Source organism: Mesorhizobium sp. LMG17149 (genome assembly GCF_024518695.1).
Lineage (GTDB): Bacteria > Pseudomonadota > Alphaproteobacteria > Rhizobiales > Rhizobiaceae > Mesorhizobium.
The window spans coordinates 1-25107 of record NZ_JANIFL010000018.1; the positions used below are offsets into that span (position 1 = coordinate 1).

At 63.8% G+C, this 25107-nt stretch carries 28 protein-coding genes and 1 pseudogene; 24 read left to right on the plus strand and 5 right to left on the minus strand.

The genetic code is table 11. From position 1 onward, the window contains the following. Positions 1-158 (minus strand): annotated as a pseudogene (locus tag NP945_RS30630) (IS5/IS1182 family transposase); the annotation flags it as partial. Positions 159-378: 220 nt separating this feature from the next. Here NP945_RS30630 and NP945_RS30635 point away from each other — a divergent pair. The 13 genes from NP945_RS30635 (at position 379) to NP945_RS30695 (ending at position 10357) form a co-directional block, all read left to right on the plus strand. Continuing rightward, entirely contained in the window at positions 379-639 is a 261-nt protein-coding gene (locus NP945_RS30635) for a DNA -binding domain-containing protein (RefSeq protein WP_127327903.1), read from the plus strand. A gap of 131 nt (positions 640-770) precedes the next feature. Beyond that, complete coding sequence (locus NP945_RS30640; RefSeq protein ID WP_127327901.1) at positions 771-1019, plus strand: transcriptional regulator domain-containing protein; 249 nt, start codon at positions 771-773, stop codon at positions 1017-1019. Then, on the plus strand, positions 991-1536 hold the full coding sequence (locus tag NP945_RS30645) for a DUF2285 domain-containing protein (RefSeq protein WP_245466348.1): 546 nt from the start codon (positions 991-993) through the stop codon (positions 1534-1536). The genes NP945_RS30640 and NP945_RS30645 overlap by 29 nt, the downstream gene beginning before the upstream one ends. Before the next feature lie 141 nt (positions 1537-1677). Beyond that, entirely contained in the window at positions 1678-1959 is a 282-nt protein-coding gene (locus NP945_RS30650) for an AlpA family transcriptional regulator (RefSeq protein ID WP_127327897.1), read from the plus strand. A gap of 18 nt (positions 1960-1977) precedes the next feature. After that, positions 1978-3138, plus strand: a complete 1161-nt coding sequence (locus NP945_RS30655; protein WP_256748398.1) for a replication initiator protein A — start codon at positions 1978-1980, stop codon at positions 3136-3138. A 381-nt stretch (positions 3139-3519) separates the two neighbouring features. Continuing rightward, entirely contained in the window at positions 3520-3651 is a 132-nt protein-coding gene (locus NP945_RS30660; protein WP_256748399.1) for a hypothetical protein, read from the plus strand. Next, positions 3648-4169: a DUF2840 domain-containing protein gene (locus NP945_RS30665; RefSeq protein WP_256748400.1), complete on the plus strand. Its 522-nt coding sequence runs from the start codon at positions 3648-3650 to the stop codon at positions 4167-4169. The genes NP945_RS30660 and NP945_RS30665 overlap by 4 nt, the downstream gene beginning before the upstream one ends. Continuing rightward, entirely contained in the window at positions 4166-4711 is a 546-nt protein-coding gene (locus tag NP945_RS30670; RefSeq protein ID WP_127327893.1) for a S26 family signal peptidase, read from the plus strand. The genes NP945_RS30665 and NP945_RS30670 overlap by 4 nt, the downstream gene beginning before the upstream one ends. A gap of 67 nt (positions 4712-4778) precedes the next feature. Beyond that, a complete protein-coding gene (locus tag NP945_RS30675; RefSeq protein WP_256748401.1) occupies positions 4779-5114 on the plus strand; it encodes a DUF736 domain-containing protein in 336 nt (111 codons plus the stop codon). A 3-nt stretch (positions 5115-5117) separates the two neighbouring features. Continuing rightward, the gene (locus NP945_RS30680; RefSeq protein WP_256748471.1) at positions 5118-5891 is read left to right on the plus strand and encodes a lytic transglycosylase domain-containing protein; all 774 of its coding nucleotides are present in this window, start codon (positions 5118-5120) and stop codon (positions 5889-5891) included. A 244-nt stretch (positions 5892-6135) separates the two neighbouring features. After that, positions 6136-7875: a VirD2 family relaxase/mobilization nuclease gene (locus tag NP945_RS30685; RefSeq protein WP_256748402.1), complete on the plus strand. Its 1740-nt coding sequence runs from the start codon at positions 6136-6138 to the stop codon at positions 7873-7875. Between the two features lie 27 nt (positions 7876-7902). Continuing rightward, on the plus strand, positions 7903-9894 hold the full coding sequence (locus tag NP945_RS30690; protein WP_256748403.1) for a conjugal transfer protein TraG: 1992 nt from the start codon (positions 7903-7905) through the stop codon (positions 9892-9894). 7 nt (positions 9895-9901) lie between these two features. Beyond that, positions 9902-10357: a CopG family transcriptional regulator gene (locus NP945_RS30695; protein WP_127327885.1), complete on the plus strand. Its 456-nt coding sequence runs from the start codon at positions 9902-9904 to the stop codon at positions 10355-10357. 59 nt (positions 10358-10416) lie between these two features. Here NP945_RS30695 and NP945_RS30700 read toward each other — a convergent pair whose 3' ends face one another. Together NP945_RS30700 and NP945_RS30705 are read right to left on the minus strand one after the other, a co-directional pair. Beyond that, positions 10417-11649, minus strand: a complete 1233-nt coding sequence (locus NP945_RS30700) for a type II toxin-antitoxin system HipA family toxin (RefSeq protein ID WP_256748404.1) — start codon at positions 11647-11649, stop codon at positions 10417-10419. Continuing rightward, complete coding sequence (locus NP945_RS30705) at positions 11642-12226, minus strand: helix-turn-helix domain-containing protein (protein ID WP_256748405.1); 585 nt, start codon at positions 12224-12226, stop codon at positions 11642-11644. The genes NP945_RS30700 and NP945_RS30705 overlap by 8 nt, the downstream gene beginning before the upstream one ends. Positions 12227-12624: 398 nt before the next feature. Between NP945_RS30705 and trbB the strand changes: the two genes are divergently transcribed. From trbB to NP945_RS30760, 11 genes are read left to right on the plus strand one after another with little or no spacing between them, the layout of a single operon-like run. After that, a complete protein-coding gene (trbB, locus tag NP945_RS30710) occupies positions 12625-13641 on the plus strand; it encodes a P-type conjugative transfer ATPase TrbB (protein WP_127327880.1) in 1017 nt (338 codons plus the stop codon). A gap of 35 nt (positions 13642-13676) precedes the next feature. Then, complete coding sequence (locus tag NP945_RS30715; protein ID WP_245466354.1) at positions 13677-13970, plus strand: TrbC/VirB2 family protein; 294 nt, start codon at positions 13677-13679, stop codon at positions 13968-13970. Beyond that, positions 13970-14266 (plus strand): VirB3 family type IV secretion system protein, encoded by a 297-nt coding sequence (locus NP945_RS30720; RefSeq protein ID WP_127327876.1) that lies wholly within the window; start codon positions 13970-13972, stop codon positions 14264-14266. Before NP945_RS30715 ends, NP945_RS30720 begins: the two co-directional genes overlap by 1 nt. 14 nt (positions 14267-14280) lie before the next feature. Continuing rightward, on the plus strand, positions 14281-16734 hold the full coding sequence (trbE, locus tag NP945_RS30725; protein ID WP_256748406.1) for a conjugal transfer protein TrbE: 2454 nt from the start codon (positions 14281-14283) through the stop codon (positions 16732-16734). Next, positions 16731-17489 (plus strand): P-type conjugative transfer protein TrbJ, encoded by a 759-nt coding sequence (gene trbJ / locus NP945_RS30730; RefSeq protein ID WP_127327873.1) that lies wholly within the window; start codon positions 16731-16733, stop codon positions 17487-17489. Before trbE ends, trbJ begins: the two co-directional genes overlap by 4 nt. Before the next feature lie 10 nt (positions 17490-17499). Then, positions 17500-17901, plus strand: a complete 402-nt coding sequence (gene trbK-alt, locus NP945_RS30735) for a putative entry exclusion protein TrbK-alt (RefSeq protein WP_256748407.1) — start codon at positions 17500-17502, stop codon at positions 17899-17901. A gap of 1 nt (position 17902) precedes the next feature. Continuing rightward, positions 17903-19264 (plus strand): P-type conjugative transfer protein TrbL, encoded by a 1362-nt coding sequence (trbL, locus tag NP945_RS30740; RefSeq protein ID WP_256748408.1) that lies wholly within the window; start codon positions 17903-17905, stop codon positions 19262-19264. 2 nt (positions 19265-19266) lie between these two features. Continuing rightward, entirely contained in the window at positions 19267-19950 is a 684-nt protein-coding gene (trbF, locus tag NP945_RS30745; RefSeq protein WP_127327869.1) for a conjugal transfer protein TrbF, read from the plus strand. After that, positions 19947-21089, plus strand: a complete 1143-nt coding sequence (trbG, locus tag NP945_RS30750) for a P-type conjugative transfer protein TrbG (protein ID WP_256748409.1) — start codon at positions 19947-19949, stop codon at positions 21087-21089. Before trbF ends, trbG begins: the two co-directional genes overlap by 4 nt. Continuing rightward, a complete protein-coding gene (locus NP945_RS30755) occupies positions 21086-22330 on the plus strand; it encodes a TrbI/VirB10 family protein (protein ID WP_256748410.1) in 1245 nt (414 codons plus the stop codon). The genes trbG and NP945_RS30755 overlap by 4 nt, the downstream gene beginning before the upstream one ends. 1 nt (position 22331) lies before the next feature. Continuing rightward, positions 22332-22556 (plus strand): DUF2274 domain-containing protein, encoded by a 225-nt coding sequence (locus tag NP945_RS30760; RefSeq protein WP_128287977.1) that lies wholly within the window; start codon positions 22332-22334, stop codon positions 22554-22556. 97 nt (positions 22557-22653) lie between these two features. Here the strand turns inward: NP945_RS30760 and NP945_RS30765 are convergent, their stop codons facing one another. After that, positions 22654-23568: a LysR family transcriptional regulator gene (locus tag NP945_RS30765; protein WP_256748411.1), complete on the minus strand. Its 915-nt coding sequence runs from the start codon at positions 23566-23568 to the stop codon at positions 22654-22656. Positions 23569-23804: 236 nt separating this feature from the next. Next, on the minus strand, positions 23805-24779 hold the full coding sequence (locus tag NP945_RS30770) for a class I SAM-dependent methyltransferase (RefSeq protein WP_256748412.1): 975 nt from the start codon (positions 24777-24779) through the stop codon (positions 23805-23807). Positions 24780-25107: the final 328 nt, after the last annotated feature.

Genomic DNA, 25107 nt, shown 5'->3' on the forward strand with positions numbered 1-25107 from the left:
CGGCCATTGTCGGGGCAATACAGCGGCGCGGTCAGATCGTGGATGAAGGTGAAATCGATCACACGGTCGATCTTGCGCAAAAGGTGATCGGCAGGAACCAACTGATCCAGCGTCACCATCTCGAGCGCGGTCTGTTCAGGGGCGGGTCGCTTCAACATGACCCAGTGAATCAAAAACCCCCAGCAAATGCCAGGGGTTTGTCAGCAGTCTGAGGCCCCGGCCAGAAGGCCGGGGCCTTCTTTCGCGGCCGGCCGCTTCATCCACTCAAGCCGAAGCGATGCCGAAACCGCATCGCCTGATGCTGATCAGCCACCCTCCGTCAGTGCTGTTGTTTCTATAAAATGCAGGTTTTCACTCTGGTGAAGAGGAGGGCAAGCGATGATCGAGCCATTTGATGACACCGCGCCGACCGGTGAAGAACTCACCGAGTACGATCGGGAACACGTTAAACTTTATGCTCGCCTGTTGGACGCCGCCGACGACGGCGCCGACTGGCGCGAGGTGGTCGAAATTGTCTTCGGCATTGATCTGACGAGGGAGCCACAACGCGCCCGGCGCATCCATGACAGCCATCTGGCGCGAGCGCGCTGGATGGCGCGAGCTGGCTACCGTCATCTTTTGCGTCAACCCGGCAACTAGCCCCAGCCGCTGTCGTCCCGGGTGATGCCGAAGCGGCATCACGCGATGCCCGGCGAGGGTCTTCCGCCGATCGGTGCAACCCGGAATTGTTTTGAAGCGGGGGCTACGCGTTTCTTGCGAGGAGCTCTTCGATGAGGCCGGATACGTCACATTGGCGAGACAATGCCAGCTATGATTATTTCGATGCATTGCCCATCGAAGGGCTCGCCTGGGAGTGTCTGCGGCGTCACGAACCCTATCAACGGCACTATCAAGCACTTCTGACCGCAAGAGCCGAAAAAGCCCCCTTCCACCCTGAGGCACAGCGGCAGTGGGGGTTGCGATTTCCCAGCGACGCCGGATTTGTCCGCCTTGGCGCAAGACGTTTTCTGGTCGCCTGACGTCGATCCAGCTGTGGTTTCTCTCGTGCCGGCGCCGGAATTCCTGTCTTCCTTGCGATCGGCGCCGTTGACCGGCGTGGGCGCGAGCCGCGACAGCGTTGAAGGACGCCACACCGTCCATAATGCAGGTGTCGCCACTCAACTTCTCCTTCTGCCCGGTAGCGAGCCGCACGGCCCTTTGGCGGCGTTGATTCCCTTGGATGCAGAAACGTTGGGACGGATCGAAGCCCTTACCCGTTTCTGGCGTGCCTGGCAGGGGCGCCCAGCACCTTCGGACACGCGGATGACCCCGCAGCAACGCCGCCGCTTCCGGCTGATGATACAGGCCGCTGACGGCCGCTCGAATAGCGCGAGCTATCGCGACATTGCCGTGGCTCTTTACGGGTATAAGCGCGTCGCCGCTGATCCTTGGAAAACCTCCGCGCTGCGCGACGCGGTGATCGGTCTCGTCGAAGGCGCCACCGGCATGATTGGTGGCGGTTATTTGCAAATCCTGCGTCATCGCCGTCGATCCTAGCGGGTCTGCCTGCGCAAAGAGGGGTGGCGTTTTAGCCCCCCTCAACTTCCCCATCCCCGGCGAAGCCTACTCTCCGCCACCGTGGTCTCCGTTCCCCGCTGAACGCCAGCGGCCGTCCAAAACCCCACGGAGGCCCGATCCATGCGACCCGATATCACCGTCTTGCCGCCACGCTTCCTGCGCACCAAGGAAGCCGCGGATTTCCTCAGCCTGTCCGCCCGCACGCTCGAAAAGCACCGTACCTATGGCACTGGTCCTGGCTACCGAAAGCTCGGCGGCCGTGTCGTCTATGCCGTCGATGATCTTCAGGCCTGGGCCGAACGCGGCGCCGTCACCTCTACATCCGATCCGCGTGGCTCGGTCCTGCCGGCCAAGCGTCACACAACGACGCCGCCGGCGCATGGCGGACGATACGCACGCTGACCGCGCGCGGATTTCCAAATGGTGGCGCGAAACCAATCCCTTTCGGAGCGCGGACAGCTCGACCTTTTCCGGGCGCTGCCTGGCGACTTCGCCGCTCGAGACGCGCAGGATCTCATGGCCTATCCGTTCTTCTCCCTTTCCAAGACGCATCGCACCACCCCGATCGATTTTGCCGCCGGCAACGTCTCGATCCGGGTCGAAGCCGTACCCGATCATGGCATGGCGACCATCTGGGACGCCGACATCCTGATCTGGGCCGCGAGCCAGATCGTCGAGGCGCGCGACAACGGGCTTCGTACCTCGCGCCTGATGGCCGCCACGCCCTATGAGGTTCTCACCTTCGTTGGCCGCGGCAAGAGCCTGCGCGACTATCAACGCCTGAAGGCGGGGCTTGATCGGCTGCAGTCGACCACTGTCTCGACGACTATCCGTCAGCCCGCCGAAGGTCGGCGTCACCGCTTCTCATGGATCAATGAGTGGCAAGAGCGCATCGATCGTCATGGCAGACCCGCGGGGATTGAATTGATCGTCCCCGACTGGTTCTACCAGGCAGTCCTTGATGACGCGCTGGTGCTGACGATCGATCGCGCCTATTTCGACCTGACTGGCGGTCTCGAGCGCTGGCTCTATAGGCTGGTGCGCAAGCATGGTGGGCGCCAGCGCGACGGCTGGCGTTTCGACTTCCGTCACCTTCACCAGAAATCCGGCAGCCTGTCGCCCCACAAGCGCTTTGCCTTCGAGCTGCGCGACATCATCCGCCGCCAGCCGCTGCCCGGCTACACCCTTGCGCTGGAAGTGGAGATTGGCGGCCGGGCGGTGCTCGCCTTCGAGCGGATCGGCTCCTGTGGAAGGCCTGTGGACGGCCTCGTGCCATCAGGGACCGGAACTATCGTGCCATCGGGAACCGCGGGCTCGTGCTATCAGGAACCCAGACAGGCTCTAACCTGCAGAAAGCAAAACCGAAATCACGCGTCTAACTTAGACTCTAACCCAGATTCTAACCTTAAAGCGCGCGCGCGTGGTGTGCAAAAGCTCATCCGACGAGCCAGCGGCACACGCAGCATAGACACCGACAAGACCCCGAATACGCCATCGGTTTCTGATGGCAGCAACACGGCAACCAGCGTCTCCGAAGCCCCGAATCCGGCTCAACATCCGCCCTCCGGAGGCATCCGATGATCGCCATGCTCCTCAATCAGAAGAGCTGTTTCGGCAAGGCGACTTGGACGTTGCATCTCGTCGGCGAATTGGCCTGCAAGGGAAATCGGCTCGCCCTGCTCGCCGCCCTCGTGCTGCTCAAGTGCAACCTTCGCCTTTCATGGATCGGCGTTGGCCGAGCTTCTGGCTCGTCTCCGCGAGGCGCGCATCTGCCAGCCGGAGCGGCGTTTTTCGTCCTGGATGGCAATCGCACGGCAACGCGAAAGAGCGTCGCACCCATGCGCGAGATCGAGGATCGCGCCATGAGCGAGTGGTCCCGAAAGCACTGCCTTGCATCGCGGCCGTCAGGTCCGGATACGCTGATCAGGTCCGCCTCGGACGGTCAATCGGTCTGCCTTCGTCGTGCGCCCGACCACCGAGGTGATGCCGCAGTTGCGCGACAGCATCGCCGCTTTCCAGCGCGATGTCATCATCGCCGACACGCTGCGCGAGCTGCTCGCGCGAATTCCCGCAACATCAGGAGAACTCTCATGACTGGCATCGCGGCTCCTCGTATGCGTGCCGCGTTCCCGGCCACGCACCACGCTCCCGACGATCTCGTTCATGTCGAACTGACGTGGATCGAGAAGAGACAAGAGAACTGGATACGGTTCGGTACCCACGCTCTGGAACAAATCGTTGATCGTCGCCGACGCATCTTGTCCTATCGCCCCGGCGCGGTTTTCGCGTTCGTTCGCTGGGCCGCGAACGACTTCGGAACGATCATCTCACGCATCGATATCGTGCGTGCTGTCGCACGTGGCGAAGCCTATCAGACACTGCCCTTCGTGCGCCCCGGCGGCGACATCCTTCTGAAGGTCGAGAGCTGGCCCAAGGTCGAACGCGTGCTGCAGGCGATCGACGCCATCCAGCGCCTCGACGTCGAGCCTGAGTTGGTGTCGCACGATCATTGGCGGCACATCCAAAACCGGATAACCGCCGGGCACGCGCCGCGCAGCTACACACTCGATCAACACCGCGCCTTCCTGCTGCGCAAGAGGACCGAACCGTGACGCGCGCCGGGATATTTCTCGCTAGCGTTCTCGCAACCATGGGCGTCGGCTATCCCGGCCTCGCTTCGATGCCCACGAAGCTCATCTGGAATGCGTCAGCCAGCGCGCCGATCGGTTTCTACACCATCGAGTTCCACGGACCCTTCGAGGTCACCGATCTTGTGGCCGTCGATGCGCCCGAGCCACTCGCCGCGTTCCTCGCTAATCGCGGCTATCTGCCGGCGGGCGTGCCACTCTTGAAGCACATCCTTGGCGTTTCCGGGCAAATTGTCTGTCGCTCGAACCTCACCATCACCGTCGATGGCGTCAAGGCGGGGGTGGCGCTCGAACGTGATCGGGCCGGCCGTGACCTGCCGGTCTGGCAGGGCTGCCGCCGCATCTCGACGGGGGAAGTCTTCCTGATGAACTGGCAGGTCCGCGACAGCCTCGACGGACGTTACTTCGGCCTCATCTCCACCAGCCGGATCATCGGCCGCGCCGTCCCACTTTGGACGGACGAGGGCGGCAACGGCCGCTTCGAATGGCGCGCGCCAACGCGGTGAGCGCGCGACCGGCGGCGCGTCGTGCCGCCAGCCATCATCACCGCACCACTGATAACAGGAGCCTGACATGCAACAGATCGGGGAATTCACGCGCCAGAAGACTGGCTATAGCGGGCGCATCCACACGCTCAGCCTCAACCTGGATATCGCTATCGTAACGGCAGAGGCGAGCGAAACGGAGAATGCGCCTGACTACCGCGTTCACACCGGAAGCGAGGACGGCCCCGAGATCGGCGCCGGCTGGAAACGCTCCAGCGAAAAGGCCGGCGACTATGTCTCGATCCCGATCGACGACCCGACGTTCGCGCAGCCGATCCGCGCGAACCTCTTTCGCAATGGCGACGACAAGACGTCCTGGTCGCTGCACTGGGCGCGCCCGCGCGACCGCAGCGAGAAGGAGTGAATGATGCGCGCTCGCCGTCCGTCGACGAGCCATCGCGGTGCGCCCGGGCCGCTTCGCGCTGCCCGGCGCATGGCTCTGCTCCTCCTTTGCGGTCTGTCCGTCGCGACCGTCATGCCGGCGGCGACAGTGGCGCAGGACTTGGCCATCGCGCGATCGTCGCCACGCGACCCCTTTGGTGCGCACATCAGCGAAGCCTCGCAGCGCTTCGGCGTTCCGATCGCGTGGATACGCGCCGTCATGCGCAAGGAGAGTGCTGGCGATGCGCGCGCCGTCTCCAGCGCCGGCGCCCGCGGCTTGATGCAGATCATGCCCGGCACATGGGATGATCTGCGCGCCCGCTGGTCGCTTGGCCGCGATCCGTTCGATCCCCGCGATAACATCCTGGCAGGAACGGCGTATCTGCGCGAACTGCACGATCGCTACGGCTCGCCGGGGTTTCTGGCCGCCTACAACGCGGGTCCTGCGCGCTACGAAGCCTACCTCACTGGGCGTCCTTTACCGGCCGAGACCCGCGCCTATGTCGAGACGCTCGCCCCCCTTGTCGGTGGAAGCGAGGGTATACGCCCTTTCGCAGTCACATCTGTCGAGGCCATTCCCTGGAAGCACGGCGCGCTCTTCGTAGGTCATCAGGATCGCATCCAAGCTGCCGCCTCCGTACCGGCCGAGCGACCGCCAAATGACGCGAGCTCTGCACCCACCGTGCGCGATGTCTCCGCCATCGTGCCGCTGTCCGAAGGCCTCTTCGTGGCGCGAGCGGGCAAAGGGATCCAGCCATGAGCGCGTATGGACGTTTTCGCGCAACCGCGAGTTCCAGCGCACCGTGGCGTGGATGGAGGCGGAAGGTGTGCAGAACAACCGGAAGATGGCGAGATAAAAGGCCGCGAGGTGCGGCGTCGGTCGGTTGTGTTGTTTCAATAGGTTATGCAGGACTTCCGCGAGGTGCTAGCAAGCGGCGCACCGCGTCAGAACATCGATTTTCCCGTGATTTCCGTGGCTTGGCACGATGTGCGGGATCTCTAAGATGACTGGCGAGGACGATCTTCGAATTCGCCCAGGCCGCATCCGCTCGCCCAGTGCCCAGCGCGCCAGGCCCTTCATTGCGCAGGCGCTTGCCGCCGCCCAGAAGGCCGGCGCCCGGATCTCTCGCACCGGCCGGATCAATTCGTGCAATCGCTCGACCTTCGGGCGTGGCCGCACGGCGAGCGTGCGTGCCAATCGCCTCCTCACCGGCCGCTCGCGCACCGTGATCATCAAGACACGGCTGGTGCGCCATCACGCGCGCGCAGCGCCGCTTGCTGCCCATCTCACCTATCTGCGCCGCGAAGGCGTTACCCGTGACGGGGAGAAGACAAGGCTGTTCGGGCCGGAAATCGATGCGATGGATGGCGGTGCTTTTGCCGCGCGTTGTGGCGATGATCGGCACCACTTCCGCTTTATCGTCTCACCCGAAGATGCCGTCGACATGGCCGACCTCAAAGCCTTCGCCCGCGACCTGATGGGCCAGATGGAAAAGGACCTCGGCACGAAGCTCGATTGGACCGGCGTCGATCACTGGAACACCGACAACCCGCACCTTCACATCATCTTGCGCGGCCAAACCGATGACGGCCAGGATCTCGTAATCTCACGCGATTACATCAAGGAGGGGATGCGCGCCCGCGCGGCCGATCTTGTCACCCATGAGCTGGGCCCCCGCACCGATCTCGACATCCGGCGCAATCTTGAGCGCCAGGTCGAAGCCGAAGGCTGGACCCAGCTTGACCGGCAGCTTGTTCGCGACGGGCGCGACACAGGCGTCATCGACCTGGCCGCCCCCGCGAACGTCCAGCCCGACGCGTATCACGTGCTGAAGGTCGGGCGGATGCGCAAGCTCGAAACCCTTGGCCTTGCCGAACAGGTCGGCCCTGGCCAGTGGATGATCGACGACAAGGCCGAGGCGACGCTGCGCGAGCTTGGCGAGCGCGGCGACATCATCAAGCGGATGCACCGCGCGCTGACAGAACAGGGTATCAAGCGCGGCGCGGCGAACTATGTGCTGGCGGCGGAGCGCCTCGACACGCCGATCGTCGGCCGGCTGGTCGACCGCGGCCTCGATGATGAGCTGAAGGGCAGCGCCTACGCCGTGGTTGATGGCACCGACGGCCGCACACATCACATCAGGCTGTCCGATCTCGACGCCGCGGGCGACGGCGCTCCCGGTTCGATCGTCGAGTTGCGCAGGTTCCATGATGTGCAGGGGCATGGGCGCGCAGCACTCGCTGTCCGATCCGACCTCGATATTGAGCGGCAGGTTACCGCCGCCGGCGCGACCTGGCTTGACCGCCAGAATATCGCCCGCGAGCCGATTGCGTTGTCGGAAGGCGGCTTCGGCGCCGAGGTGCGGCTGGCCATGCAGCGCCGCGCCGACCATCTCGTCGAACAGGGCCTCGGCGAGCGGCATGGCCAACGCACAACCTTCACCCGCAACCTGATCGACACGCTGCGTCGCCGCGAGTTGGAGGCGCTCGGCGAAAAGCTCTCGGCCGACACCGGCCAGCCCTTCAACCGCGCCCGCAGCGGCGATTACGTCACCGGTTCCTACCGGCAACGCTTCACGCTCGCCTCCGGCCGCTTCGCCATGATCGATGACGGCCTCGGGTTCCAACTGGTGCCCTGGACGCCGTCCCTGGAAAAGCACCTTGGCCGCCACGTCTCTGGCGTGGCTCGCGATGAAGGCGGCATCGACTGGAGCTTCGGCCGCAACCGTGGGCTCGGCATCTAACCTCATGTTGAAGAAAGGACTGCTTCTATGTCCGCCACCAAGATTCTCTGGGGCCAGGTCTTCGCCGTCCTGGCGATCGTGCTGATCACGACCTGGGGCGCCACGGAATGGGTGGCCTGGCGCCTGGCATTCCAGCCCGAGCTCGGCAGGCCATTGTTCCATGTCCTGGGCTTTCCGATTTACCTTCCGCCGTCCTTCTTCTGGTGGTGGTATGGCTTTGATGCCTACGCGCCGTCGATCTTCGTGGAGGGTGCCTTTATTGCGGCTTCCGGTGGTTTCGCCTGCGTCGCCGTCGCCATAGGCATGTCGGTCTGGCGGGCTCGCGAGGCCAAGAAGGTCGAGACCTACGGCTCCGCCCGCTGGGCCGATAAGCAGGAGGTCAAGGCAACTGGCCTTCTCGGCTCCGATGGCGTGGTGCTTGGTCGATATGACGGCGCCTATCTGCGCCACGACGGACCGGAGCACGTGCTGTGCTTTGCGCCGACGCGTTCGGGCAAGGGTGTCGGCCTCGTCGTCCCGTCGCTGCTGACCTGGCCGAGCTCAGCCGTCGTGCATGACATCAAGGGCGAGAACTGGCAGCTCACCGCGGGCTTCCGCGCCAGGCATGGCCGGGTCCTGCTGTTCGATCCGACCAATCCGAAATCCTCCTCCTACAACCCGCTGCTCGAGGTGCGCCGCGGCGAATGGGAAGTCCGCGACGTGCAAAACATCGCCGACATCCTGGTCGATCCCGAAGGCTCGCTCGAGAGGCGAAACCATTGGGAGAAAACCAGCCATGCCCTTCTGGTCGGCGCGATCCTGCATGTTCTCTACGCCGAGTCGGACAAGACGCTTGCCGGCGTTGCCGGCTTCCTCTCCGATCCAAAGCGTCCGATCGAATGGACGCTGTCGGCGATGATGAAAACGGCGCATCTGGGTGAGGCCGGTGCGCACCCGGTCATCGCCAGCGCCGCGCGAGAGCTCTTGAACAAATCTGATAACGAGCGCTCCGGCGTGCTGTCCACCGCCATGTCTTTCCTTGGCCTCTACCGCGATCCTGTCGTGGCCGAGGTCACGCGCCGCTGCGATTGGCGCATCACGGATCTTGTCGACGACAAGCATCCAACGACGCTCTACCTCGTCGTTCCGCCGTCCGACATCAACCGGACCAAGCCGCTCATTCGCCTGATCCTCAATCAGATCGGCCGCCGCTTGACGGAAGATCTGCAGGTGAGGGCGCGAGGGCACCGGCTGCTGTTGATGCTCGACGAGTTCCCGGCGCTTGGCCGCCTCGACTTTTTCGAGTCGGCGCTCGCCTTCATGGCCGGCTACGGGCTGAAAAGTTTCCTGATCGCTCAATCCCTCAACCAGATCGAGAGGGCGTACGGCGCCAACAACTCAATCCTCGACAACTGTCATGTCCGGGTAAGCTTTGCCACCAACGATGAGCGCACCGCCAAACGCGTGTCCGATGCACTCGGAACAGCGACCGAGATGAGGGCTATGAAGAACTATGCCGGCCACCGGCTGTCGCCGTGGCTCGGCCATCTGATGGTCTCCCGTTCGGAGACGGCTCGCCCGCTGCTCACGCCGGGTGAAGTGATGCAATTGCCGGCCACCGACGAAATTGTCATGGTCTCGGGTGCGCCGCCGATCCGCGCCAAGAAGGCGCGCTATCATGAGGATGCTCGCTTCCGGGAGCGTATCCTGCCGCCGCCGGTGCTGACGGCGGAGGCGGAGGGGAAACCGGACGACTGGACGAAGCTGCCTCTGCCTTTCCGTCCCCAAATTGCCGAAGCGACGTCGATGCCGCCGGAGTCATCCGCCGGGAATGAGGATCCGACTGATTCCGAGCGTCGTCGGCAACCCGAGCTCAGCCGCGTCGAGCTGCTCGTGAAGTCTTCGCCCGAGAACGAGTTCGAGATCGATCACCTCGACGACGTAGATGACAATGTCGCCCGCAACCGTCGACTGACGCGCCTGATGCAAGGCATTGCGCGGCAGGCATCGCTCGACCCCGGTGACGGCGTGGACATGTGAGGCTCCGATGGCAAAGGTTCCGCGCAAACAACGTCTTTCGGTCTATCTCGATCCGAGGGTGATGAGCAGGCTGGCTGAGCATGCGGCACGCCGTGATTTTTCACGGTCTCTCGTCGCCGAGGCGGCCATCGAATCGTTCCTTTCACCCGATGCCGCCGAGCGCCAGGAGGCGGCGATCACCAAGCGACTCGACCAGCTCGATCGCCGAATGACGCGCCATGAGCGCGATCTCGCAATTGCCGTTGAGACGCTCGCCGTTTTCGTCCGCTTCTGGCTGGCGACAACTCCGGCTTTGCCCGAGCCCGCGGCGCGGGCTGCTCACGCCAAGGCTGGCGAGCGCTACGATGCCTTCGTCACGGCGCTTGGCCGGCGCCTGGCGAAAGGACCGAAGCTGAGGCAAGAAATCAGCGAGGACATCGACGCCGGTTTCGACACACTCAGGACCGGCGTGCCGGGGCAATGATTAGACGGTCGGATCGCCGTCGCCGCAGATCGGCAGCTCGTCGGCGGCGCGGCCGGTGCTCAGGCCTCGGCGATCAGCGCAAGGTTTTGCAGGTGAGTGTCTATCGCGTCGGCGACGGCGCGCGCCGCCGGAAGCGTCTTCTTCGCCTCGGGCCACTCGTCGCGGAAGCGGGTGACGGTTTCGCGCGCCGTGTCGACGACCAGCTTCTCGGGCAGATGCGCCTTCGCCGCCAGGTAACGGAGCTCGTCGAGCGAGAGCTCGCGCATGCGCTTGGTGCGGGCATATTTGATGGCGGCGAACTCGTCCGGCATGTAGGCAATTGTCGATACGAAATCGTAGGCTGGAGCGAGCGCCGCTGTCCGCCGATCGGGATAGATCATCGACCAGTTCTTGAGGTGCATGTCGGCATTGCCGATCAGCGTGTTGAAGACGAGCCGGCGGATGAACTCGGAGGCGCCACTGTCTCCGGCCTCAATGCCAAGCACCGTCGCGATGTTGCGTGCGCTTGCCCGCTTGTATTTGTCGTCCGGCCACACGCCGAACACCTGGGCGAAATCCTCGATATGCACCGGACCGTCGCCGGTGCGGTCGAAGCGCCGGATGGCCAGTGCCTGGCCCTTCATGCTGCGCATGCCCTCGGGAAGGCCGTCGATCGCATCGACGTCGAGGAGTTGGACCTCTGGCACGTCCATGCCGAGCCTGGCCGCGAGACTCATCATCGAGAATTCATTCTCGGGGACGCCCTCATAGAGCTGTGAGGGCAGTTTGACGATCCAAGAACCGCCGACGCCGTCGGCGGGGATCGTAAGCCCGCCGCCCTTTCCGCTGTTCCTCACCGCCGAGAACTTCAACTGCACGCCGGCGAGTGAAAATCGCAGGGCATTGCTCCGACGCGCACGGCGTGCTTCTGCGTCGCCCTCGTCCCTCAGGTCTGGCCAGGCTTCTGCGTCCGCCGGCACGATGGTAAGCGCACCAGGAAGATCGCGGCCGAGAACCCAGAGCAGGAAGAATTCGCGCTTTTCGCTCACGCCCGCGCGCTCGGCAAGGTAGGCCCGCAGTGGCCCTTCCGGCAGGAGGTTCGCAAAGAACGGAGGAACCCTGACATTGAACGGTCGGAATTCGGTCAGGAGCTGCCCGTACTGGTCCTTGAACGACAGGCTAAGCGTGGGCCGCTCGGGATCGTCGATATAGGCCTTGTCGAAGGCAAACAGCGTACGATCGCCCGGAATGAGCGTGAGTGTTGCGATCTTCTCGCCATAGAGGCGAACGTCGAGGACGGAAACGTCAGGCATCCTCGCTCTCATCGTCGAGTTGGTATGCAGGGCGGGGCATGTCGGGGAGCGCGTGGGCGATCCTGTTGCGCAGTGCTCCAAGCTGCTTGGAGGCGCGCTCGACGGCAGCGGTCGCGCCCGCACCGACCGGCAGCTTCATCAGCTTTTCGGTGATGGCGCGCAACGTATCGAGATCGGTCTTGCCCAACCGAAAGTTTGCAAGCTCGCGCAGCGTTTGGTCGAGACGCTTGAATTCGCCAGCGTCGGGATGGTCGCGGTTCAGCCGTGCAAGGGCAGCCTGGGCGCGATTGAACACCACGGAGCGCTGGCGGTCTTCGCCGTCAAGCGTTGTGTAAGCATTGCTGACGACGGCTTCGACCGCTGCCAAGGCCTTGCGCGGAACCAGGACCAGTTCGTGGTCGAGCGCTCGTGCGAACTCAACCAAGCTCGAAAGCCTGAGGTCGGTCCCGCCATTTTCAATCTTTGAAATATGGCTTTGCGGAAGGCCAATGCGAGCGCTGAGGTCGCGCTGGCTCAACCCGCTTTGCTCGCGCGCGTTGCGGAGCGTCTGGAGAATTTCGTCCGTCGAATAGACCATTGATATGCCTCTACATATCGTTTTTCAAAATTTATATGCGTAAATATATCATTTGGCGAGGATTTTGCAAACGAGGATATGTAAAAACATATCGAAGTGCCACGGTGATATGTTATCATAGATAAGTTCTCCCCAGCCTGTCGAGCCTGGCAGGAGAGACTCTGGAGGGGGTCGCGTTGCCAACACGGCACCGACGTTGAGTCGATGCCGCGGCTCCACCGGGACCAAGTCTGGCGCGAATCCGCAATCCGGGCTGCCGGTCCGAACCGCCGACCGCCTGTATTTGCACGCTAGGCTACGACGCCTCGACAAAGTTGTTGAATCCACTCGAGATGCGGCTCTCTTAATCATCCCCGTTCTGGGGCGTTCATCTTGCCCCGGATCGAAACGGGGACAGCATGGCGACTTCGCAGCACAGTTCAGAAGGCCTCGCGCGCGGCGCACGCATGCTGCGCACAGCGCTCGGACCTGCGATCGCAAGTTATCTCGACGACCCAGGCATCGTCGAAGTGATGCTCAATCCCGATGGGCGTTTGTGGATCGACCGCTTGTTGCAGGGGCTCTCCGACACGGGAGAGCGCCTGTCGGCAGCTGATGGCGAGCGCATCGTTCGCCTTGTCGCTCATCATGTCGGTGCCGAGGTCCATGCCGGCGCGCCACGCGTCTCGGCCGAGCTGCCCGAGACGGGGGAGCGGTTCGAGGGGCTTCTTCCTCCCGTCGTCGCGGCGCCCGCCTTCGCGATCCGCAAGCCCGCGGTCGTGGTCTTTACCCTTGACGACTATGTCGCGGCCGGGACCATGTCGGCGCACCAGGCGGACGCGCTGCGCCAGGGAGTTGCCACCCGCGCCAACATTCTCGTTGCAGGCGGCACATCCACGGGCAAGACCACGCTGGTCAACGCGCTGTTGGCCGAAGTGGCTAAAACCGCCGATCGCGTGGTCATCATCGAGGATACGCGCGAGCTGCAATGCGCCGCGCCGAATCTCGTTGCGATGCGAACGAAGGACGGCGTCGCGTCGCTCTCCGATCTCGTTCGTTCGTCGCTGCGCCTGCGCCCCGACCGCATTCCGGTCGGCGAAGTGCGCGGAGCCGAGGCGCTCGAACTGCTCAAGGCCTGGGGCACCGGCCACCCCGGCGGGCTCGGCACGATCCACGCCGGCAGCGCCATTGGCGCGCTGCGACGGATGGAACAGCTTATCCAGGAAGCCGTCGTCACCGTCCCGCGCGCGCTGATCGCCGAGACGATCGACCTGGTTGCCATTCTTTCCGGCCGCGGCACCGCCCGCCGATTGTCCGAACTCATCCGGGTCGATGGCCTGCGCCCAGACGGCGATTACCGGATCGCGCCAGCGGTCCTCGAGGGCGGCGACAGCCCGACCTTGCTCATCCAAAGCCCCAAAGGAGAAAATCCGTGATCCAACGCCTGCGCCTCGCGCGCCATCGTCTTGCCATGACCGTTTCCGTTCCCACCCTCATCCTGGTGATGGCCGCGCCCGCTTATGCCTCCGGCTCGTCGATGCCGTGGGAACAACCGCTGCAACAGATACTCCAGTCGATCGAAGGCCCAGTCGCGAAGATCATGGCGGTGATCATCATCATCGTTACCGGCCTGACGCTCGCCTTCGGCGACACGTCGGGCGGCTTCCGCCGGCTCATCCAGATCGTGTTCGGCCTGTCCATCGCTTTCGCGGCGTCGAGCTTCTTCCTGTCGTTCTTCTCGTTCGGCGGCGGGGCGCTGGTCTGATGGCGGGCGCTGTCGAACAGGGCGGGCCAATGCCCGATTATGCAGTGCCGGGCTATACGGTCCTCGTGCACCGGGCGCTGACCGAGCCGATCCTGCTCGGCGGCGCCCCGCGCGCCATTGCCATCATGAACGGGACGCTCGCCGGCGCCGTGGGGCTTGGGCTGCGTCTGTGGCTCGTCGGCATCGCCATCTGGGCGATCGGCCATGTTGCCGCCGTCTGGGCCGCCAAGCGCGATCCGCTGTTCGCCGACGTCGTTCGCCGGCATCTGCGCATCCCTGCGCACCTCACTGTCTGAGTGAGGTTGCGCCGATGATGAACCTTGCCGAATACCGCAACCGTAGCAGCCGGCTCTCCGACTTCCTGCCCTGGGTGGCCTTGGTCGGCGCCGGCATCGTCCTCAACAAGGACGGCAGCTTCCAGCGGACCGCGCGCTTTCGCGGTCCTGATCTTGACAGCGCCGTTCCGGCCGAACTGGTTGCCGTCACCGGCCGGCTCAACAATGCCTTTCGCCGTCTCGGCTCCGGCTGGGCGATCTTCGTGGAGGCGCAGCGCCATGCCTCGACCCGCTATCCCGTCAGCATCTTTCCGGATGCGGCCTCCGCTCTGGTCGATGCCGAGCGAAAGGCGGGCTTCGAGGAGGCCGGCGCGCATTTCGAGTCCAGCTACTTCCTCACACTCACCTATCTCGCGCCCGCCGAAGACAGCGCGCGAGCGGAAAGCTGGCTCTACGAAGGGCGCGAGAAGAGGGGCCTCGACCCCAATGCGGTGCTGACGGGCTTCGCAGACCGCAGCGACCGCGTCCTGCGCCTTGTCGAAGCCTTCATGCCGGAGTGCCGCTGGCTCGATGACGGCGAGACGCTGAGTTATCTGCATGGCTGCGTCTCGACCAATCGCCAGCGCGTCCGCGTTCCCGAAACGCCGATGTATCTCGATGCCATGCTGGCCGACCAGCCGCTGACCGGCGGGCTCGAGCCGCGGCTAGGCGCGTCGCATCTGCGCATTCTGACCGTCACGGGGTTCCCGACCGCGACCACGCCGGGTCTGCTCGACGAACTGAACCGGCTGGCCTTCCCGTATCGCTGGTCGACACGGGCGATCCTGCTCGACAAGACCGATGCGACCAGACTGCTGACAAAGATCCGGCGTCAATGGTTCGCCAAGCGCAAATCGGTCGCCGCGATCCTCAAGGAAGTGATGACCAACGAGGCGTCGGTCCTCGTGGACACCGACGCCGCAAACAAGGCCGCCGACGCCGACATGGCGCTGCAGGAGCTCGGTGCCGACTATGCCGGCATGGCCTATGTCACCGCGACGGTGACGGTGTGGGACGACGATCCCGGCATCGCCGACGAAAAACTGCGCCGGGTCGAAAAGGTCATCCAGGGCCGCGATTTCACGGCGATCATCGAAACCATCAACGCCGTCGACGCCTGGCTAGGCAGCCTGCCGGGTCATGTTTACGCCAACGTCCGTCAACCTCCCATCTCCACGCTTAATCTCGCCCACATCATCCCGCTTTCCGCGGTGTGGGCGGGCGAGGTGCGGGACGAGCATTTGGCAGCGCCCCCTCTGCTGTTCGGCAAGACCGAAGGCTCGACCCCGTTCCGGCTTTCGCTTCACGTCGGCGATGTCGGCCATACGCTGATCGTCGGCCCGACCGGCGCCGGCAAGTCCGTGCTTTTGGCACTGATGGCGCTGCAGTTCCGCCGCTACGCCGGGTCACAGGTATTCGCCTTCGATTTCGGCGGCTCTATCCGCGCGGCCGCACTCGCCATGGGCGGCGACTGGCACGATCTCGGCGGCGATCTCAGCGATGGGGCGATCGACAGCATCAGCCTTCAGCCGTTCGCCCGCATCCATGATGTCCCCGAGCGCGCCTGGGCCGCCGATTGGATCGTGGCCATCCTGACGCGCGAGAACGTGACGATCACCCCTGAAGTCAAGGAGCATATCTGGACGGCGTTGAGTTCGCTGGCGTCCGCCCCCGTCGAGGAGCGCACCATCACCGGTCTGGTCGTGCTGCTGCAATCAAATGATCTCAAGCAGGCATTACGCCCCTATTGCGTCGGCGGTCCCTACGGCCGGTTGCTCGATGCCGAGCGCGAACATCTCGGATCGGCGTCGGTCCAGGCATTCGAAACCGAAGGGCTGATCGGAACGGGTGCCGCGCCCGCAGTCCTGTCCTACCTCTTCCATCGCATCGAGGACCGGCTCGATGGCGCGCCAACCCTTCTCATCATCGACGAAGGCTGGCTTGCGCTTGACGATGACGGTTTTGCCGGCCAGCTCCGCGAATGGCTGAAGACGCTGCGCAAGAAGAACGCCAGCGTCATCTTCGCCACGCAGTCGCTCAGCGACATCGATGGTTCGGCAATCGCGCCGGCGATCATCGAGAGCTGCCAGACCCGGCTTCTGCTGCCGAACGAGCGCGCCATCGAGCCGCAGGTCACGGCAATCTATCGCCGCTTCGGCCTCAACGACCGGCAGATCGAGATCATCGCCCGGGCGATGCCGAAGCGCGACTATTACTGCCAGTCCCGTCGTGGCAACCGGCTGTTCGAGCTTGGCTTATCGGATGTGGCACTCGCGCTTTGCGCTGTATCCGCCAAGACCGACCAGGCCGCGATCGCCCGCATCGTCGCTGAGCACGGCAGCGATGGTTTCCTCACTGCCTGGCTCAACCACCGTGGCGTCGGCTGGGCCGCTGAACTCATTCCCGCCCTAACCAGCCCCGTCCTCACCAACAAGGAGAAATCCCCATGAAACTGCGCCGTTCCCTTGGCATGCGGCTCGCGGCCGCGCTGCTTGTCGCTCCCGCCGCGCTCTCGCCGATGCTGGCGACGCCGGCACACGCCTTCATCGTCTTCGATCCCTCGAACTATTCGCAAAACGTCCTGACGGCAGCGCGCTCGCTCGAGCAGATCACCAACCAGATCACCTCGCTTCAGAACCAAGCGCAGATGCTCATCAACCAGGCTCGCAATCTCGCCAGCCTGCCGTTTTCCTCGCAGCAACAGCTCCAGCAGTCCGTGCAACGCACGCAGCAATTGCTCGGCCAGGCGCAGAACGTTGCCTATGACGTCCAGCAGATCGATCAGGCTTTCCAGCAGAAATACGGCAACGTCTCGCTGTCGGCTTCGGATCAGCAACTCGTCGCCGAGGCGCGCTCGCGCTGGGGCAACACGGTTGGTGGCCTTCAGGACGCCATGCGTGTGCAGGCGGGCGTCGTCGACAACATCGACACCAACCGCAGCCAGATGTCGGCGCTGGTCGGGCAGAGCCAGGGTGCGACCGGAGCGCTTCAGGCAACACAGGCCGGCAACCAGCTGCTCGCGCTTCAGGCGCAGCAGCTCGCCGATCTCACCGCGGTCGTCGCCGCGAACGGTCGGGCGCAGGCGTTGCAATCGGCCGAACAGGCCACCGCCGCCGACCAGGGCCGGGAGCAGCGCCGCCGCTTCCTGACGCGGGGCTCGGGCTACCAGCCCGGCGGTGCGCAGATGTTCTATGGCAAGAACTGAGGCCGGCGCGATGCAAGGCAAGATCTTCGCTCGTGCCATTGCAATCGTCTTCATCGCGGTCGCTTTGACGGTGACCGCGATCGAGATGAGCAGCAGGGACGATGGGCCTGACGCCCCGGCGACGCGGGACCGTTCCATCGCGTCACAAGACCCACTCGCGGCCGAATTGCGCCGCTGTTCCGGGATCGGCGAAGCCGGTCCTCGCGATCCCGGATGCCTGAAAGCGTGGGTAGAGAGCCGGCGCCGGTTTCTCGGTCAACGTGACTCGGCAACCGCGCCTGCTGCGGTTGCCCCGACGACGCTATTCCCTGACTTGCCCGCGTCCGCGGACCCAATCCGGAAAGAAGGAGGGCGGGCGGATGTGACCGCTCCCGCGATGCAGGTCGAGCCGCCCCGGCCGGAGGCTCGCTGACATGGGCGGCATGGGCGTTATCGATCATTTCCTTGAAGTCTTCACGCGCTACATCGACGGCGGCTTCGGCCTGCTCGGCGGCGAGGTCGGCTTCATCGCCACGACCCTGATTGTCATAGACGTCACGTTGGCGGCGCTCTTCTGGTCCTGGGGGGCCGACGACGACATCATGGCGCGCCTCGTCAAGAAGACGCTGTTCGTCGGCGTCTTCGCCTATCTCATCTCCAACTGGAACAATCTCGCCCGCATCGTCTTCGAAAGCTTCGCCGGGCTTGGCCTGAAGGCCTCGGGTACGGGTTTTGCCGTGAACGATCTCATGCGCCCGGGCAAGGTGGCGCAGACCGGGCTCGATGCCGGCCGGCCCTTGCTGGACTCGATCTCGAACCTGATGGGCTACTGGTCCTTCTTCGAGAACTTCATCCAGATCGCCTGCATGTTCTTCGCCTGGGCGCTGGTGCTGCTCGCCTTCTTCATCCTGGCAATCCAGCTCTTCGTCACGCTGATCGAGTTCAAGCTGACGACGCTCGCCGGTTTCGTGCTGATTCCCTTCGGTCTGTTCGGCAAATCGGCCTTCATGGCCGAGCGGGTGCTCGGCAACGTCATCTCGTCCGGCATCAAGGTGCTGGTGCTCGCCGTCGTCATCGGCATCGGCTCGACCCTCTTCTCCGAGTTCACCTCGGGATTCGGCGGGACCACGCCGTCGATCGACGACGCCATGGCGATCGTACTGGCCGCCCTGTCGCTGCTCGGCCTTGGCATCTTCGGACCGGGCATTGCCAACGGTCTGGTCTCCGGCGGCCCGCAGCTCGGCGCGGGTGCGGCGGTCGGCACCGGGCTTGCCGCCGGCGGCATGGTCGTGGCGGGCGCCGCGGCCGGCGGCGCCGTGGTGTCCGGCGGCGCGGCTATCAGCGGCGGTGCTGCAGCGGCGGCTCGTGGCGGGGCCGCTACCGCAGGCAGGGCATCCACAGCCTACGGCCTCGGCGCAGCCGGACAGTCAGGCTTTTCCAGCGTTGCACCCGGGCTCGGCGGTGTCATCAGCGCCGGCGCCCAGGGCGCCATCTCACCGCTCAAGCGCGCCGCCAGCCATGCGGCAGGCAGCGTGAAGGACAGCTATCAATCCGGCGCTCGCGCTGCCTTCGAGACGACGGGCGGATCATCCACCGCCGGCACGATCGGCGCGAACACTGGCAAAGCCGGCTCCGCTCCCGTCGCTTCTTCGGCAACCGAAAGTCAGCCCGCCTGGGCGAAGCGCATGAAGCGCTCGCAACAGATGACCCATGGCGTCCAGGCCGCCGCTCACGCCGTTCGCAGCGGTGACAGCCATGGCGGCGGCTCCTCCATCAACCTCTCTGAAAGAGACTGAGCATGTTCAAACGACCGTCCACGCACTACGGCAGATCTCCACAACCCGAGACGCCCTACCAACGCGCTACCCAGGTCTGGGATGAGCGCATCGGTTCCGCCCGCGTGCAGGCGCGCAACTGGCGTTACATGGCCTTCGGTTGCCTGGCACTCGCCGCCGGCTTCTCCGCCGCACTCGTCTGGCAATCCGCCAATGGCTCGGTCGTGCCCTGGGTGGTGCAGGTCGATCGTCTCGGCCAGGCGCAGGCTGTCGCGCCGGCGGTCGGCGACTATCAGCCGAACGATCCGCAGATCGCTTTCTACCTGGCGCACTTCATCGAACAGGTGAGGTCGATCCCCGCCGATCCGATCGTCGTGCGGCAGAACTGGCTGCGCGCCTACGACTTCACGACGCAGGGCGGGGCGCAGGCTCTCAACGACTATGCGCGCGCCAATGACCCGTTCACCAAGGTCGGTAAGCAGCAGGTCGCCGTCGACGTGTCGTCAGTCATCCGCGCATCCCCGGTGAGTTTTCGCATCGCCTGGGTCGAACGCCGCTATCAGGACGGCTCCCTCGCTTCCACGGAGCGCTGGTCCGCCATTCTCACCATTGTCGTGCAGCCCCCGCGCGACGCCGACACGCTGAGAAAGAACCCGCTCGGCATCTACATCAACGCCATCAACTGGTCGAAGGAGCTTGGACAATGAAGCCTGCATTCAAAGCCGCCCCCTGGAGTGCAGGGTGTCCGGCTTTCCTCATCCACGCATTGCCGGCTTTCCGCAAAATCGCCATTCCAGCGCTGCTGCTTTGCACGTCGGCGCTTGCGGGCTGTGCCACCAGGCAGAAGCCGCCGGAGATTTCCTATGACGATCCGATTCCGGCCGTGCAGGCCGTCGATCCGTCCCCGCCGATCAAAGTGGTAGAGATGTCAAAGCCGCTGCCGCTTCCCGGGCAGTTGAAGCCGGTCGGCAAGGAGCCAAAGCCCGAGGCGGAACCGACCGATCCGGCCGCGCGCGTGAACCTGGCCAACGCCGCAGCCCGCGTCCAGCCTGTCCGCAACGGGTTCATCAATTCGATGCAGGTCTATCCCTTCGTCGATGGCGCGCTCTATCAGGTCTATGCCTCGCCGGGGCAGATCAGCGACATCGCGCTTCAGCCCGGCGAGCAACTCGTCGGCTCGGGTCCCGTCGCCGCCGGCGACACCGTGCGCTGGATCATCGGCGATACCGAGAGCGGTACGGGCGGGGCAAAGCAAGTCCACATCCTCGTCAAGCCGACCCGGGCCGATCTCATCACCAATCTCGTCATCAATACAGATCGGCGCACCTATCACCTGGAACTGCGATCGACGCCGTCGACCTATATGGCATCGGTTACCTGGCAGTACCCGCAGGACCAGCTCATTGCCTTGCGCCGTCAGAGCCAAGAGGCCGAAGCGGCACAGCCGGTCTCGACGGGCATCGATCTTTCTCGCGTCAATTTCCGCTACGAGGTGACGGGCGATCGCGAACCGTGGCGGCCGTTGCGTGCTTTCGACGATGGCAAACAGGTGTTCATCGAGTTCCCGCGAGGCATCGGCCAGGGCGAGATGCCGCCGCTGTTCGTGGTCGGCCCGGAAGGCGACACGTCGGAGCTGGTGAACTATCGCGTGCGCGGCAACTACATGATCGTAGATCGGCTGTTTGCCGCCGCCGAGTTGCGCTTCGGCGCCGGCAAGAACCAGAAGCGCGTCCGCGTCTCCCGCACCGATGGGGTAAGGAGCAGTCGATTTTCATGGATGCGTGGCCCTGGTGAGACCCCGCCAGCGACGTACCCCCGAACAGACAGGGGAGGGTCGTCATCATGAGCGACAAAATGGGTCCCGGGAAGGAAGAAGGCCCGGGGCCGGCGAATGACGCCTGGCCGGAGGCACCGGTCGAGGATGACGCCCGGCCGTTGACAGGCGAGCCAATCGCGGCCATGCGGCTTCGCGCCGAGCCGCCGCGCGTGACGCGTCTTTCCCGAAAGGCGCTAACCGGCTTGGGGCTCGCCGCAAGCCTCGCTGTCGGCAGTGCGTTGCTCTACGCGCTGCAGAACCGTCAACAAGGCCAAGGGCAGGAGCTGTATTCAACCGACAATCGTTCGACGCCCGATGGGCTCGCCGGCCTGCCAAAGGACTATGCAGGCGTTCCGAAGCTTGGCCCACCGCTTCCCGGTGATCTCGGCCGCCCGATCCTCAACGCGCAAAATGGCGGCCCCGCGCCATCGACCGGCCCCGTTGCACCGGACCCCGAGCAGCAGCGCCGGGAGCAGGAACTGGAAGCGGCGAGGACCGCGCGTCTGTTTGCGTCCACGCAAACGCGGCCCGCAAATGACGCGACGGTCGCTCAAGCCACGACAGAGACTACGCCACGGCCCGATCTCGCCAGCCTTGGCCTCGTGCCGCAGCCAGCGACGCCCGCGGCGCAGGACCGCCAACTCGCGTTCCTCAATCAGCCGCCTGACAAGCGTACCGTGTCGTCGGATCGTATTGCGGCGCCGGCGTCAAAGAACGTCCTGCAGGCGGGTGCGGTGATCGCAGCCGCCCTCATCACCGGCATTCGTTCCGACCTGCCGGGTCAGATTACCGCGCAGGTGACGGAGAATGTCTATGACAGCCCCACCGGCCACATCCTGCTTATTCCGCAGGGGACGCGCCTCGTCGGCCAGTATGACAATGGTGTCGGCTTCGGCCAGCGTCGCGTGTTGCTGGTCTGGACCAGGCTGATTTTTCCAGACGGCCGCTCCATCGTGCTGGAACGTGAGCCCGGGGCGGATGCCGAGGGCTATGCTGGTCTTGAGGATGGCGTCGACTATCATTGGGGCGAGCTGTTCAAGGCTGCAGCACTTTCCACGGTTCTGAGCATCGGCGCGCAGGCAGGCTCATCAGGCCAGGAGAGCGACATCGTGCGCGCCCTGCGCCAAGGGGCTTCCGACAGCATCAGCCAGGCAGGCCAGCAGATCGTCCAGCGGCAGCTCAACATAGCGCCGACGCTCACCATCCGACCGGGATTCCCGGTACGCGTCATCGTCACGCACGACCTCGTGCTCGAACCTTATGGAGGCTGAAATGACCAAGCTGAAACTGGGGCCAATCGCCGACGACAAACCTGTCAAGGTCATGGTGGAACTCCCAGCGGCATTGCATCGTGACTTGACAGCCTATGCCGAGATCCTCGGCCGCGAGGCGGGGCAACGACCCGCCGATGCGCCGCGCCTCATCGTCGCGATGCTGGAGCGGTTCATGGCGACGGATCGGGGCTTCTCCAGGGCAAAGCGTTCTGAGGGTGGTTAAGGCCGGCCGACTGAATTCGAATGGGGTCAGTCCATCCATGGAGGGATTTTAGAAATCGCACTGGAGGTTTCCTATTTTCGCATTGACTTGGGTGGGCCTAGCTCGTCGCAGTCACCATGTTGCTTGCAGTTCCAACCAGCCTCAGGAGCGCACGCTTCGGATTCGATTCCAGCCACACTGCCTTGATCGAACTGGTGCTGCTCTGTCCACTGATGGGCTTCCACACCGTGGCGTCTATGGCGACTGTCCCGGCAAATCCTTCGCCCGCCAAAGTCACACCTTGACCGAGTTGGACCCTGAGGATGACAGTTGCATCGCTAGCGCGACATATTTGAATGGTGGGGCCACCATCCGAGGCGATCTTTTCGAGCAAAACCGGATCCTGCGGCGATCCGACTGGTATCAGCAGACACGTATCTGCAAGATCCGCCCATGTGACTGCCGGCCTTTCGGCGAGCGGATGGCCAACGGGTAGGAGAACGAACAAGCGCTCGTGCGCAACGATTTCGCTGCGGCATAAGCTGGCGTTCTCAAGCCCGTGCGTGAAGACGATGTCGACGCGCCGGCGGCGTATTGCCGCCAGGCACTGTTCGTGTGGAATGTCCTCAATGGCCACGCTCACGTCCGGATGCAAGCTTCGAAAACGATCTATGAGGCGCACAACGAATGCACGACCCATTTGGGCACAAAATCCTATCCTGACCGTTTTGGCATCCTGGTGGCCTCGACCGCCGCCGGCCAGGGCATCATGCAAGCCTTCGTAATGAGCCCGGACAAGGTCAATCCAGGCCCGGCCCGCTTCGGTCAGCCGAACGCCATGGACGTCGCGGTCAAACAACTGCATGTCCAGCAATTGCTCGAGAGCAACGATGTTGCGGCTGACACAGGATTCTCTCACTCTGAGAACTCTTGCCGCCTGCCTGAGGCTGCCATGGTCGACAGCTGCGAAGACATGGTCCAGACGGCGCAATGTGTTGTTGGCCTGTCTCAAAGGCTTAAGAGCCTCGCGCATGCAGTTCCGTGTGGTGCCGTGCAGCGGGGCCGACGCGAACGCCACGCCGGGCGGTCATGTTCGTCAGCGCCGGAGAGGCCCGTGCCATGGCAAAGCTGCGAAGCACGGTTTCCAGATGGATGGCGCCCGGTATCAAGCATGACCGATGCATGGAAACCTCCACATGGGTTCGCGAGTGTCCCGTCACGTCGGATCGCCGGGACGGCTGCTCATCACTCTTGGGCGGGCTGCGACGACTAGTCGGCAGGGTTGCGAGACACGCTGGTTTCGTAGACGTATTCGTGCGGAATGGCTGGAGCGGCCATCTGGGAAAGGTAGCGGTTCAGGTTCTCTTCGCTATTGCTCGCCGCAAGGCTGGAGAAATTTCCGCTATTCCACGTCAAGGAGCAGTAGCTGAAATGCGCGTGTATTGCGTCAGCCATCTGCGCCAAAGTCACCTCATTGCCGAACATCGTGTTCAGGACGAGGGTTTGCTTCTTCTCGATTTCGTCTGGGGGAAAATAGCGCGCCTTGAAGCCGAAATCCTTCTGGTATTCGCGACGCCTGTAATCCGGCTCCTCGGCTGCCCGGAACTTCTCGACGAAGACGAAAATTCCGTCCTGCTTGAGATGCTGGGTCACGAACTCGATCTGTCTCGCTCTGCTTGGCGAGTACATCTGAAAGGTCGTGTCTTCCAAAATGATATCGAATCCGTGAGCGAAATTTGCCAGTCGCGGATCCGAGCTCAGGACGTCCTTGGTCAACTTGTGGAATGGGCCAATGAAGAAGTCGGCGTGCGGTGGTTCGCCATAGGCCATGAAGCTTGTGTAATTCTCTGCGTTCGGGCTGCACGACAGTGTGCGTATCCGCCCCTCGGACAGTTCGGACAACGTTCTCGCCATCGTGCCTTCCGCTGTTCCGAGGCTGTATAGCGAAAGGGGAGCGCGACGATCCCGGGAATATTTTAGCACTGCATGGGCCATCCGGCACTCCTCTTCCAATCTATAGGGAATGCTGCCGTGATAGTGCTGGTCAAAAAAGCCTTGGCGGGTCGCGTGCAGCGCAACCAGATCGCGTAGGAGTTCATCGCTCGGCAGTAGGCGGGCGTCCGCCACAGGCTTCCGGATTGGCATCCCGCTCTTGCCAGCGGCGGTCGCCGCGAAAAAGCCGGCGAGTCCGTTGAGGCGTGGGCCATGGTCGCACTCAGCCAGAAAGTCGTCGAGTCCACGCATCGCAGTATGCCTCCGACACCGTTCGATTGGTGAGATGCCGATACGTCGATGGGGGAAAATCCACTAAGATAAGCGGTTTCTAATATTCCACCGAGCTCAAGTATTGGCTGAGCCAACTGGTAGGCCTGCGTGTTGAAGGGGTCTTTCACTTGATTGTCATTTTTTCGCTGAAGTCACATCTTCTACCAATCCAGAGTTATTTTCGTGTTGTTCAGCAACCCATGGTTCTCCACATCACGCAACTGGCTCCTCGCCAGTAAGGAGGCTGTGGATACGTGAATACTCTAGCCCTCGACCCGACCGAGAATCGTCGTTCACGGCACCAATC